A 12,864-nucleotide genomic window follows, 5' to 3' on the forward strand; every position below is an offset into this window, starting at 1 on the left:
GACAGGAGGTGTTTAGAACGTGTCAGATAACTGGGTAGTACAGAACTTGCAAAATGCTTTGGACACCTGGAACAGTAAACTTGCGGAAATCTGGCAGATACTCACACAGTCGCCGGAGACCTTTAAGGGTGGCGGTATCTGGCAGGTGATTGTGCAGATCCATGGAGCATTGCAGGCAATCGGCTATGCTTTGTTAGTGCTTTTCTTTGTAGTCGGAGTGGTCAAGACTTGTGGCAGTTTCACAGAGGTAAAAAGACCGGAACACGCATTGAAAATTTTTATACGCTTTGCGATTGCAAAAGGCGTAGTCACGTATGGATTGGAATTGATGATGGCACTTTTTAATATTGTACAGGGAGTAACGAGTACGATTATGAAGACAGCAGGATTTGGAAGTACGGAAGATACAGTATTACCGGACGAGATTATAAAGGCAGTAGAAGATTGTGGATTTTTTGAAAGTATCCCACTATGGGCGGTGACACTGATCGGTGGACTGTTCATTACGGTATTGAGCTTCATTATGATTATGAGTGTATATGGAAGATTTTTTCGATTATATCTTTATACAGCCATTGCACCGATTCCGTTATCTTCCTTTGCAGGAGAACCAAGCCAGAATATCGGAAGAAGTTTTTTAAAGTCTTATGCAGCAGTGTGTCTGGAAGGAGCAATCGTGGTGCTTGCCTGCATTATTTTTTCACTATTTGCATCATCACCGCCAGTAGTTGATCCAGATGCAGCAGCAGTGACCATGGTGTGGAGTTATATCGGGGAATTGATTTTTAATATGCTTGTACTGGTCGGGGCAGTGAAAATGTCAGACCGAGTAGTACGGGAAATGATGGGATTATAAAAAACAGAGTATGTTATGAGCCTATTCTACAATGTCTTTGCTGTCATTATATCTCATATTTCCCTGAGAGTCGAAATGAACAGAATCTAAAGGAATCCCTTTCTGTCTGGCACGAGAAATCTGGAATGACATATCGTCTTTCATAGCTTTGTAATATTGATGTTCCTGCCACTTGCGTCGCAGAGCAGAAATCCAACTGAGAACAGAAAAGGCAGTCAGCAGATAGAGGATTGCAAATGCAAGTTTCTCATGGCTTGCTGCCCATGGATTCAGAATCGTGGAAACAGCAAGGAAGTATAACAGTGGTAAGGTCAGATTTAATCTGGCAGCAATCCGAAACAGCAGAGAAATCAGGAATAGAGCAACGGTAACAACAAGTGAAATCATAACAGTGATTGGCATAGGTCAGTCCCCCTTTCATTTACCCAAAGTGTAACAGAACAGGAAAAATATAACAAATGTGCGATTTGGAGGTGTATCGTTTTGGAAGTAAAAATTAACAAGGAAATCAGGGATTACACGGAAGCAATCTTTTTCGGATTGTCCCTAAGACAGTTTATCTTTTCAGGATTAGCCTGCGGGATTGCCGTTGGGCTTTATTTTTTGCTTCACCCATACATGAGTATGGAAACAGTGAGTTGGATTTGTGTACTGGGAGCTGCCCCATGTGTAGTGTTCGGGTTTGTAAAATATCATGGAATGACAGCGGAGCAGTTTATCTGGGCATGGATTAAATCGGAAATCCTGATGCCGAAAAAACTGGTGTTCCGGTCAGAAAATCTTTATTTTGATGCGGTAGAACCAGTCATTAAAAAATATGAGAAAGAAAGTCTGAAGAAGGAGGGACGCAAGAAAAATGATGAAAACGCTGAGTAATATCTTCAAGCAGGATAAAGAAAAATTTGTAATTCCAAGAAGCGTACAGCAGGTAATTCCCATCGAGACCATCTGGTCAGATGGGATTTTTAAAATCGGGAGAAATAAATTTGCACGTACTTATAAATTTACCGATATTAACTATGCAGTGGCGAGCAAAGTTGATAAGGAAACAATGTTCCTGGAATATATGGATTTATTAAATTCGTTCGATTGCGGTGGAACAACAAAAATAACGATCAATAATCGTCGCTTGAATAAAGTGGATTTTGAAAAAGCAATTCTGATTCCGATGCAGGAGGACGGATTGGATTTATACCGGAAAGAGTATAACAACATGCTTTTAGATAAGGCAACCAGTTCCAACAGCATGGTGCAGGAAAAATATGTGACAGTATCCTGCTATAAGAAAACGATCGAAGAAGCGAGAACGTATTTTGCACGAGTGACAACAGAGCTGAACAGCCATTTTGCAAGACTGGGTTCCAAATGTGCAGAGGTAAATGGAGAAGATAAGTTACGGATTCTGCATGATTTTTACCGTACAGGAGAAGAATCTGGTTTCCATTTTGATATTCAGGAGAGTATGAGAAAAGGGCACAGCTTCAAAGATTATATCTGCCCGGATACTTTTGAATTTGAAAAAGATTATTTCCGCATGGGAGAGCGTTACGGAAGGGTACTCTTTCTTCGGGAGTATGCTTCTTACATTAAAGACGATATGATAGCAGAACTGACCGACATGAATCGAAATCTGATGTTGAGCATTGATGTGATTCCGGTCCCGACTGATGAAGCAGTACAGGAAGTGGAAAAACGTCTGCTTGGTGTGGAGACAAATATCACGAACTGGCAGAGACGGCAGAATGCGAATAACAACTTTTCCGCAGTGATTCCTTATGATTTGGAACAGCAGAGAAAAGAAAGTAAAGAGTTCATGGATGATCTGACTACACGTGACCAGCGTATGATGTTCGGTGTACTGACTATGGTGCATACTGCAGAATCGAAAAAGCAGCTTGACGCAGATACGGAAACACTTCTGACCATTGGACGGAAAAAGTTATGCCAGTTTTCAGTTTTGAAATTTCAGCAAATGGACGGACTAAATACAGCACTTCCCATCGGACACCGAAAGATTCCGGCAGTCCGCACACTGACTTCGGAGAGTGTAGCAGTGTTGATGCCATTCCGGGTGCAGGAGATTATGGACGCAGGAGGAATCTATTGCGGTGAAAATGCAATCTCCCATAACTTAATCATGTGCAATAAAGAAAAACTGTTAAATCCAAACTTATTCCTTTTAGGAGTACCGGGAAGTGGAAAATCCTTTAATGCAAAAATGCAGATTGTATTCCTGGCACTGGCAACGCAGGACGATATCCTGATTTGTGATCCAGAGCGAGAGTATGCATCATTAGTTGAAGCAATGGGCGGAGAAGTGGTTCGCATTGCTGCAGGAAGCCGGGACCATATCAATGCAATGGATATGGTAGACGGATATGGAGATGGCGGTGATCCAGTGATTGAGAAGTCACAGTTTATTTTATCTCTGTTTGAGCAATTGGATAAAAAAGGAATCAATGCAAAGGAACGTTCCATTATTGACCGATGTGTAGGAGAAGTTTATGAGGAATATCAGCATGGCGGAGCAGTGCCGACTTTGCGGGTGCTGCGTGAAAAATTTTTAGAACAGGAAGAACCGGAAGCACAGGATTTGGCACTGGTATCAGAATTATTTACCAATGGAAGTCTGGACGCATTTGCACATGAAAGTAATGTTGATGTGAATAACCGTATCATGGTATACGACATTCTGGATTTAGGAAAACAGTTAAAGACTATGGGACTTCTGGTAATCACTGATGCAATGTTGAACCGGGTAACGGAGAACTGGAAACAGGGAAAACGAACCCATATTTTCTTAGACGAGTTTCATGTAGTATTTGAAAATGAGTATTCCGGAGCATTTTTTAACTCTGCATGGCGAAGATTTCGTAAGCGTAATGCATTTCCGACAGCAATTACCCAGAACGTGGAATATCTGTTAGATTCTGTTCTTGCAAGTACGATGATTTCCAACAGTGAGTATATCGTGATGCTTAATCAGGCAGAGCCGGACAGAGCAAAGTTGGCAACACTTCTGAATATCTCCACTGAGCAAATGGGATATATCACAAATGCAGATGCCGGTTGCGGTTTGGTGAAATACGGAAGTTCACTTGTACCGTTCGTCAATAGATTCCCGACCAATACAAGGTTGTATAAACTGATGACCACAAAGCCGGGAGAGGACAGTATCAACCGGGGAAGAATGTAAAACTAAAAATATTTTGAATAATGAAAAGCAACGCACTGGAAATCGTCACAATTTGTGGCGCTTTTTTAGTGCCGGAAAAGGAGGCAACTATGTCAGAAATCAGATTTTCATCAAAGGAACACGAAAAGTTTTTTTATCAGATGTTAGCAAAATGCGGAAAGCACGACAGTTATTACAGTTCATTTTTTTATTGTGTGGGAATTTCTGAAGATACCAGAAATCATGTTGATCGCATGTTTGATTTTAAGGAGCGTTTGATTAAACCGGAAGCACTGCATGAAGGGTGGCAAACAGGCGGATCGGCACGATTGACGAGACTGGCTTTTAACTTATGGAATGGATATGTGGAGAAGGGAGAAGAAAGTTTGTCTACTCCATACGAGATGTTTGATTGTGGTTATGCACCATATTTCTATGAAGCAATCCGCATAAAGTACCCGGAATACTGTCGGGAGTTGCCACAGGTGAGCAAAAAAGAAACCAATCATGAACGCTAGATAAAAATTCAAATGGAGGAAAGCGATGGATCGTAAGATAAAAACACGCCAAGTCCATAAGGATATTAAAGTATTAGATAAGACGGTTACAGTGACAGACCATATTAAGCAGTCTTATGTCAGAACAAAAGAAACTGTCATGCAATCGACGGAGAAATCCAGTGATAGAGAGAATAATCCGGTAGGTTATGCAGAAGATGTGGCCAGCGAGTATGCTGACCACATTTTTCACGAAACAGGGCATCAGGTACGCAGACAGGCAGGAAAGATTATTGAACGGAGGAAAGAGAAAACTTCTGTTTCTTCGCCTGTCGAAGAAACAGTTTACCAGCCGAAAGAACAAATCCGACCAGTACCGTCTTCAGGCGGAGAAACGGCACAGAAGCAGGGAAAAGAACTTGCTGTCAAAAAAATCAAGACCATTGAACGGGATAAAAGAACCATCAAGACCGGGAGAGCATCGGAACAGGTTGTAAAGAATACCGGAAAAGGTATTATCAAGACTTCTGAAAAAGCGGTCAAGACTGCAGAACAAACGGCAAAGACCAGTATCAAAACATCGGAGCAGACAGCAAATGCTTATGTCCAGGCAATGCATTATTCCATGAAAAAGGCAGAAAAAGCAGTGCAGACAGCAAGACAGACAGCACGAGATACCACGATTGCAGTGAAAAAGACAGCAAAAGCGGTAACACATGCGATAAAAGCGTTGATGGAAGCTACAAAAGCATTACTGAGTGCATTGACTGCAGGCGGTTGGATTGCGGTTATGATTTTGATTATCGTCATTTTATTTGGTGGATTTCTATGCATGACAGGTGGGGATAATTCCAGTACGGTTTCTTCGGTTAGTGCAGAAGTAGAAGCATACGAACCACTAATCCGTCAGTATGCAAAGCAATATGGCATTGGAGAGTATGTGGAACTAATCAAAGCCATTATGATGCAGGAATCAGGTGGGAGAGGACTTGACCCGATGCAGTGTTCAGAAGGGAGCTTTAATACAAAATATCCCAGACAGCCAAATGGAATCACAGATCCAGAGTATTCGATTTCTTGTGGTGTGCAGGAAATAAAAAGCTGTCTGGAACGTGCAGGGGTAAAAAATCCTCTGGATATGGAAAATATTAAACTGGCATTGCAAAGTTACAACTATGGAAATGGATATCTGGAATGGGCGAAAGCCAGAGGTGGATATACCCTTGCAAATGCAGCAGAATTTTCTGATATGATGGCACAGAGAATGGGGTGGAGCAGTTATGGGGACAAGCAGTATGTACCGCATGTGCTTCAGTATTATGCATTTGGAAGAATCCCGACAGGCATCGGTAATCAGGCAATCGTTCAGGTAGCAGCATCTCAGGAAGGAAAAGGCGGAACAACCTACTGGAGTTGGTATGGATTTGGAAGCCGAGTAGAGTGGTGTGCCTGCTTTGTGTCATGGTGTGCAGACCAGAGTGGTTATATCCAGAGTGGAGCTATTCCAAAATTCTCTCTTTGTTCGGACGGTGTGAAATGGTTTGAAAGTAAAGGCAGGTTCCGGGACGCCAGTTATACCCCGGCGGTAGGAGATATTATTTTCTTTGACTGGGGGAATAATGGAACGATTGACCATGTTGGAATTGTAGAGAGTGTCAGTGGTGGAACCGTCAATACCATAGAAGGTAACAGTGGAGATAAAGTGGCAAGACGAAGTTACAGTATCGGAAGTAGTAATATTTATGGATATGGTGTTCCGGCATATTAAAAGGCAGGAGAAAAAGTGTGATAGTCTAATGGTGAATCTTGAGTATACAATTCCTGAAAATAGACTTGACTTTCAAATATTACAAGCGTAAGATTTAAGAAACAAAAAAATTAGAAGAAAGGAATATCTATGAAAAGAAGACGAAAAAAGCAAAATATCCAAAAATCTTACGTTTGTAAGATTTTTGGGCTGATAGTAGCTATAACAGTAATTGCTGTTTCAGGAGGTGTTTTATTAAAAAGGACGATAACGGAATCACCAGAAGACACACTTGTGGAATATATGAACCATATTGAAAAAAAGGAATATGAAGTAATGTATACTATGATAGATTCAGATGAAAAAGTTTATCTGACAAAAGAAGAATACATACAACGAAATTCTAAGATATACGAAGGAATAGAGGTCAGTGACATTAAAATCAGTCATATAGCTGTGAAAGAGAAAAAAGCAGATACAGTTACGCTTTCGTATGAAACATCATGTAATACAATTGCCGGAACAATACAATTTGACAATATGGCGGAACTGAAGAAGACGAAACAGGGATATAAATTAGTATGGCAGGATAGCCTGATTTTTCCAGATTTAGAGAGTGATGATAAAATAAGTGTTACTACATCAAAAGCGGAGAGAGGAGAAATATTAGACCGAGATGGTAAAATGCTTGCAGGAAAAGGAGTAGCAACATCAGTTGGCATTATACCGGGAAAGCTGGAAGACAGGAATGTATCTATTGAAAAAATAGCGGAGTTATTAGAGATAGATGTAGAAACAATAAATAACAAACTCACAGCAAAGTGGGTAAAAGAAGATTCTTTTGTACCAATTGAAACTATTCCGAAAGTAGAAGAAATAGATTTAATGAAAATACAGCCAGAAGAAAAGACACTTGAGGAGCAGGATTGTCAGAATAAACTTTTGGAAATTCCAGGGGTTATGCTATCAGATGTGGAAGTTAGAACCTATGAGTTAGGGGAGGCAGCAGCTCATTTAATAGGTTATGTACAGTCTGTAACAGCAGAAGATTTGGAAAATCATCCAGGGGAAGGATATTCAGCAGAAAGTGTAATCGGAAGATCTGGGGTGGAAAAGTTATACGAAAAGCAATTAAAAGGAAAAGATGGTTGTGATATAAAGATTTTGGATAGTGATGGGGAAGTAAAAGAGGTTCTTGCAAGTATTTTTAAAGAAGATGGTATGGATATAAGATTAACGATAGATTCCGATTTGCAAAAATCATTATACGAGCAGTTTAAAGAAGATCCGGGGTGTTCTGTCGCAATGAATCCTTATACGGGAGAAGTATTGGCTTTGGTAAGTACCCCATCTTATGATAATAATGAATTTATACGGGGCATATCATCAGAGAAATGGACATCATTAAACGAAGATGAAAAGAAACCATTATATAATCGTTTCCGTCAAGTATGGTGTCCTGGCTCAACATTTAAACCAGTTGTGGCAGGAATTGGGTTGAAAACGGGAAGCATAGATCCAAAAGAAGATTTTGGAAATGAAGGTTTGGCATGGCAGAAAGATTCGTCTTGGGGATCTTATCAAGTGACAACACTTCATGAATATGAACCGGTTATTATGAAAAATGCAATTATCTATTCTGATAATATTTATTTTGCAAAGGCAGCTCTTAAAATTGGTAGTGAGAATTTTATGAATACTTTAAATGAAATAGGATTTAATCAGAATATGCCGTTTGAGATTGCGATGCAGGAATCAACATATTCCAATACAGATAAAATAGAAACAGAAATACAATTGGCAGATAGTGGTTATGGGCAAGGTCAGATTCTTGTAAATCCATTACATCTGGCAAGTATTTATACTTCATTTTTAAATGAAGGGAATATGATAAAACCGTATTTGAAATACAAAGAAGAAGCATCCGGTGAAACATGGATAGAAAATGCGTTTAGCAAAGAAAATGTAGAAGAAATTATGCAAGGGGTGGAAGGTGTTGTAAATGATCCGGAAGGAACCGGATATGCTGCACATCGTGACGATATTTTGCTGGCTGGAAAAACAGGGACAGCCGAGTTGAAGGCAACGAAAGAAGATACTTCTGGCAAAGAAATCGGGTGGTTTTCGGTGTTTACGGCAGATAAAAGCGTGGACAAACCAATTCTTCTTATCAGTATGGTTGAGAATGTGAAAGGAATCGGTGGAAGTGGTTATGTTGTTAAAAAAGATGCAACAGTATTGGATGAGTATTTTGAAGAATAAAAAAATTTTTATGGGAAATTATTACATATGTAAGATATTTGCGATGATATTGATAGTTCTTATTGTTTTTACAGGGTGCGGACAAAATCGAATTACGGAAAAAGAAGAAAAGAAAGAAACCGTAGAATCTGAAATGAATGCAGAAGTAAAAAAACAGCGCAAACTTTTCGGTCTGTTTATATGAAGGAGAAGTCGGAGTTAAATACATTAAAGGTGAAAAGAAAAATTATCAATTGTCTGGAAGAAAAAGGATATGCGGCAGTAGATTGTGATAATCAGATTGATATGGTCAATCGTGAAAAAGTGGAAGATTTTTGCAAAACAGCGGAGAAAGAAGAACAGGCAGCAGTAGATATTGTACAACCGAACAGAGATTCGCTACAATATTAATTTATGTATAATTATGTTGTAGGTACAAAAATAGTGTGACAGCGAGGTAGAGAAAATGGAAGAGCAGATAAAAAAGATTTATGAAAAGCAGAAAAATGGACGCATCAGGATGATACGGAATGTGCTGTTGATTTATGCAGCATTGATCTGTGTGGTGAGTATTTTCAAAGGAAATCCGTTCCCGCATCAGGAGACAGTACTCTTTTTCGATGTGAAGCAGCCGGGCTGGGTCACGACAGATCCCTGGCTTCTGTGGATTTGCGTGGTGGTTGATCTGATTGCAGGTATATTCATTTTAATCAGGGACATTCTCAGAGATTTTTCAAAAATTGACCGGATTCTGTCACAGCAATGTGATGCAGAAAAATATTCAGAAATGCTGGAAGAGTTGATAAAGTACGGAAAGAGCTTGGATTATCATGGATTTCAAAAAAGTGTCATGCTGATAGCTGAGTCTAAATATGTAGTTGCACTGATCATAAATGGGCAGTTGCAGAAGGCAGAAGAGTATATAAAGAATGAATGGGAAGGAAAAAGAGAGGGACGTTCCTGGCAGCAGGTCATGACGAATCTCGAACTGTCGAAGAAATATCAGGAGAAAGATGCGGCAGGTTATTCGGCTACATTAGAAAAAGCAGGGAAAGTATTTCAAAAGAATCCACTGTTTATGGCAAAAAATTTGATGCTGAAAGGTGAAGATGAGGCAGCAGTAAGATTACTGGAAAATGATACGGAAAAGTTGCCTTATTATGAGGTTACACGCAGATTCCTGCTGGGAGTATGTTACTACCGAATCGGAAAAGAAGAGCAGGGAAAAGAATGTATGGAATATGTAATTGGGCATGGAAATACGTTGAAGTGCAAAGAAGAAGCGGAAAAATATGTAACAGTGTAAGTAAGGATGTTCTTTAAAATGACAGGGTAACAAAAATGGAGAAGATATAGAGGATGGTAATAAAATAGGATATATCGCACATAAAGATGGTGAATCTGGAGTATACAATTCCTGAAAATAGACTTGATTTTTAAATATTACAAGCGTAAGATTTAAGGAACAAAAAAATTAGAAGAAAGGAATCGGTGGAAGTGGTTATGTTGTTAAAAAAGATGCAACAATATTGGATGAGTATTTTGAAGAATAAAAAAATTTTTATGTGGAATTATTACATATGTAAGAAAATTGCGATGATATTGATAGTTCTTATTGTTTTTACAGGATGCGGCCAAAATCGAATTACGGAAAAAGAAGAAAAGAAAGAAACCGTAGAATCTGAAATGAATGCAGAAGTAAAAAAAACAGCGCAAACTTTTCGGTCTGTTTATATGAAGGAGAAGTCGGAGTTAAATACATTAAAGGCGAAAAGAAAAATTATCAATTGTCTGGAAGAAAAAGGATATGCGGCAGTAGATTGTGATAATCAGATTGATATGGTCAATCGTGAAAAAGTAGAAGATTTTTGCAAAGCAGCAGAGAAAGAAGAACAGGCAGCAGTAGATATTGTTGTTGTATTTGATGAAGGGGAAATTATACAATATCATTTAGAGTCAATGAATGGAAAGATAAATGTTCGATTATGTCAGGTTAAATGGAAGGATAATAGCCCACAGGCTAATTATTATGATGAATATGAAGCATATGAGTGGAAATATACAGAAAAAGGATACTTGTTTCTGGAGGAATATCACCCACCGGGATTTAATGGAGCACCGGGTGAAACTGGATTCAGAGTGCAGCCATTAGATAAAACATGCCGAGAATTGAATCGAAAATATGTTATGCCGTTGGGGTATGCACTTAATAATCTGTTGATTACAAATTGGGATAACCAGAATTATACGGAACTTGATTTTTATGATCTTTATGAAAAAATGTATTATATGAAATATGGAAAGCAAGTTCCATATGAAGCAAATTATGGTGGAGCAGAATATGAAGTTCCAAAAGATGAGTTTGAAGAGGTTATAAAGACCTATTTACCATTTAGTAATAGCGAGATTGAAAAAGGAACTTTTTATAACTCTGATAATAGAACTTTTAGATACAGACCGCGAGGGTTATATGATTGTGAATTCCCATATGAGCCATATCCGGAAGTTATCTCATATGAAAAATTACAAGATGGAACATTAAAACTTACGATAGAAGCAGTATGGGAAATCAGAATGTTAGATCAGGCAATCACCAGTGAATTGATGATAAAACCTATGGAAGACGGAAGTTTCCAGTATTTATCAAATAAGGTAATCAAGTCAGATCAAAATGCAAATGCAGGGTGGTATATGCCAAGGTTAACAGAAGAAGAGTGGGAAGAGAATTACAGTAATAATTAGGGGGCAATATGAAAAGAAAAAGTATTTTGTTAGTACTTTGTATAGGAATGATTCTGACTTCCTGTGAAAGTAAGATATCGTTAAACAGCACAGATGTAAAAAATGAGAAGAATCAGAAAAACACTACCATGGAAAATCCGGATAAGGGATATAATCTACCAATCGATGAAGACAAGAAAAAGGAAGCTGTGAACGATTGTGAAGAAATTATGGGCATTATCCGAGATATTTATTCTGAATATAATGGAATACAAGAAGCAGATCAGAACACTGCTGAGCAAATGATGAATCGGATGAAAGAAATTATCAAACAAAATGGGAATCCGGTCATTGGTTCCGATCATTATTCTGTTATGGATAATTATCAGAAGATGGAACAATTTTTAAAATCTGCAGAACAAGAAGAAAAAGGAAGTGTAATTTTATATGAAGCAGATACAGATGGTGGAATTACCAGAAAAGAATATAGTTATGATGGAAAAGAAATGAGTGTGATGTCCGCAAAAATGATCTGGAGTGAGGATACAGAGCCTGTACTTACATACATATCGCTATCAAAAATAAAAGAATGGGCATATACTGAAAATGGGAATTTCTGTTATGAATTATGCGTACCTGAACCACCGGAAGTGACAGAGATTGTAGATGGAAGTTGTATTATCCGGGTAAAGCCTTTGAGTGAGGAGTGTCGGGAATATTTAAAAAAATATGTGAGTACGTTCGGCTATCATGGAAACAATCTGTTATGTTCAAACTGGAATGCGGAGGATATGCAGGGGTTGGATTATAATGGACTTTATGAATATTTTTATCAAATGAAATATGGAGAAAAATTTACGGCAGAAAAAGAGGTTGTGGGAATTCCAGCAGAAGAGTTCGAAAATGTAATTATGACATATCTTCCTGTTACAAAAGAAGAATTGAAAGAATGGGCGGTCTACGATGAACAAAGTAATATGTTTATCTGGGAACGATTGGGATATGGTAATTATTCACCAACACATTTTGGCTTGTCTTTACCGGAAGTAACAGAAGTCAGGCATAATGAAGATGGAACCATTGTTTTGACAATTCATGCAGTATGTGATTCTGTTGTATGTAATGATGCTGTTATTACACACGAACTTACGATGAAAATTCAGGATGATGGAACGATTCAGTATGTTGGAAACAGGATTTTAGATAATGGTATTGATAATATACCGAGGTATCAGTACCGGTTAGGTAATTTGCAGAATTGATCAGTAGAGAAGAATGAAATAAAGAGAACTGATAACAGGAAATTATGCTATCAGTTCTCTTTATTTATGACGGTGTGAAATTTTTTCTGTAAATTGAGATCTTCTATGATAATTAAGCGGCTTAATGGCAGTTTTCTGCGGTTAAGCCGTTGTCTATTTAATAGCAAAAATGAACGAACATGTCAAGAGCACCCAGAAAAATCTGGGTGTATTTTTCTTGGCATATTATTTAGACTTAGACGGTGTGAAATTTTTTCTGTAAATTGAGATCTTCTATGATAATTAAGCGGCTTAATGGCAGTTTTCTGCGGTTAAGCCGTTGTCTATTTAATAGCAAAAATGAACGAACATGTCAAGAGCACCCA

12 protein-coding genes are annotated in these 12,864 nt (G+C 38.4%); 11 read left to right on the plus strand and 1 reads right to left on the minus strand.

Annotation, left to right across the window (positions count from 1 at the left end; translation table 11 throughout):
• The first annotated feature begins 19 nt into the window (after positions 1-19).
• The gene (locus tag JQM81_RS07565) at positions 20-856 is read left to right on the plus strand and encodes a hypothetical protein (RefSeq protein ID WP_235232916.1); all 837 of its coding nucleotides are present in this window, start codon (positions 20-22) and stop codon (positions 854-856) included.
• Positions 857-877: 21 nt separating this feature from the next.
• Here JQM81_RS07565 and JQM81_RS07570 read toward each other — a convergent pair whose 3' ends face one another.
• Positions 878-1,258 (minus strand): hypothetical protein, encoded by a 381-nt coding sequence (locus JQM81_RS07570; protein ID WP_177957955.1) that lies wholly within the window; start codon positions 1,256-1,258, stop codon positions 878-880.
• An 81-nt stretch (positions 1,259-1,339) separates the two neighbouring features.
• On the opposite strand from JQM81_RS07570, the gene JQM81_RS07575 reads away from it, so the two are divergent.
• From JQM81_RS07575 to JQM81_RS07620, 10 genes are all read left to right on the plus strand, one after another.
• The gene (locus JQM81_RS07575; protein ID WP_055171577.1) at positions 1,340-1,732 is read left to right on the plus strand and encodes a PrgI family protein; all 393 of its coding nucleotides are present in this window, start codon (positions 1,340-1,342) and stop codon (positions 1,730-1,732) included.
• Entirely contained in the window at positions 1,713-4,052 is a 2,340-nt protein-coding gene (locus tag JQM81_RS07580; protein ID WP_235232917.1) for a VirB4-like conjugal transfer ATPase, CD1110 family, read from the plus strand. Before JQM81_RS07575 ends, JQM81_RS07580 begins: the two co-directional genes overlap by 20 nt.
• Positions 4,053-4,141: 89 nt before the next feature.
• A complete protein-coding gene (locus JQM81_RS07585) occupies positions 4,142-4,549 on the plus strand; it encodes a DUF6075 family protein (protein WP_055181113.1) in 408 nt (135 codons plus the stop codon).
• Between the two features lie 25 nt (positions 4,550-4,574).
• Positions 4,575-6,296, plus strand: a complete 1,722-nt coding sequence (locus JQM81_RS07590; RefSeq protein WP_235232918.1) for a lysozyme family protein — start codon at positions 4,575-4,577, stop codon at positions 6,294-6,296.
• Between the two features lie 129 nt (positions 6,297-6,425).
• Entirely contained in the window at positions 6,426-8,537 is a 2,112-nt protein-coding gene (locus JQM81_RS07595; RefSeq protein ID WP_195508604.1) for a penicillin-binding transpeptidase domain-containing protein, read from the plus strand.
• Positions 8,527-8,721 (plus strand): hypothetical protein, encoded by a 195-nt coding sequence (locus JQM81_RS07600; protein ID WP_028087877.1) that lies wholly within the window; start codon positions 8,527-8,529, stop codon positions 8,719-8,721. Before JQM81_RS07595 ends, JQM81_RS07600 begins: the two co-directional genes overlap by 11 nt.
• Entirely contained in the window at positions 8,718-8,927 is a 210-nt protein-coding gene (locus JQM81_RS07605; protein WP_028087876.1) for a DUF6070 family protein, read from the plus strand. The genes JQM81_RS07600 and JQM81_RS07605 overlap by 4 nt, the downstream gene beginning before the upstream one ends.
• Positions 8,928-8,982: 55 nt before the next feature.
• Complete coding sequence (locus JQM81_RS07610; protein ID WP_026649394.1) at positions 8,983-9,822, plus strand: hypothetical protein; 840 nt, start codon at positions 8,983-8,985, stop codon at positions 9,820-9,822.
• A gap of 227 nt (positions 9,823-10,049) precedes the next feature.
• Entirely contained in the window at positions 10,050-11,258 is a 1,209-nt protein-coding gene (locus JQM81_RS07615) for a DUF6070 family protein (RefSeq protein WP_235232923.1), read from the plus strand.
• A gap of 8 nt (positions 11,259-11,266) precedes the next feature.
• The gene (locus JQM81_RS07620) at positions 11,267-12,499 is read left to right on the plus strand and encodes a DUF6070 family protein (protein WP_235232919.1); all 1,233 of its coding nucleotides are present in this window, start codon (positions 11,267-11,269) and stop codon (positions 12,497-12,499) included.
• Positions 12,500-12,864 lie beyond the last annotated feature (365 nt).

Origin of the sequence: Faecalicatena contorta (assembly GCF_021531895.1) — a bacterium.
In the GTDB taxonomy this organism is placed as follows: domain Bacteria; phylum Bacillota; class Clostridia; order Lachnospirales; family Lachnospiraceae; genus JAFBIX01.

Bases quoted from the DNA above. Each gene is read 5' to 3' on its own strand.
- JQM81_RS07570 (WP_177957955.1), bottom strand. From the start codon at position 1,258: ATGCCAATCACTGTTATGATTTCACTTGTTGTTACCGTTGCTCTATTC.
- JQM81_RS07580 (WP_235232917.1), top strand. From the start codon at position 1,713: ATGATGAAAACGCTGAGTAATATCTTCAAGCAGGATAAAGAAAAATTT.
- JQM81_RS07585 (WP_055181113.1), top strand. From the start codon at position 4,142: ATGTCAGAAATCAGATTTTCATCAAAGGAACACGAAAAGTTTTTTTAT.
- JQM81_RS07590 (WP_235232918.1), top strand. From the start codon at position 4,575: ATGGATCGTAAGATAAAAACACGCCAAGTCCATAAGGATATTAAAGTA.
- JQM81_RS07595 (WP_195508604.1), top strand. From the start codon at position 6,426: ATGAAAAGAAGACGAAAAAAGCAAAATATCCAAAAATCTTACGTTTGT.
- JQM81_RS07605 (WP_028087876.1), top strand. From the start codon at position 8,718: ATGAAGGAGAAGTCGGAGTTAAATACATTAAAGGTGAAAAGAAAAATT.
- JQM81_RS07610 (WP_026649394.1), top strand. From the start codon at position 8,983: ATGGAAGAGCAGATAAAAAAGATTTATGAAAAGCAGAAAAATGGACGC.
- JQM81_RS07615 (WP_235232923.1), top strand. From the start codon at position 10,050: ATGAGTATTTTGAAGAATAAAAAAATTTTTATGTGGAATTATTACATA.
- JQM81_RS07620 (WP_235232919.1), top strand. From the start codon at position 11,267: ATGAAAAGAAAAAGTATTTTGTTAGTACTTTGTATAGGAATGATTCTG.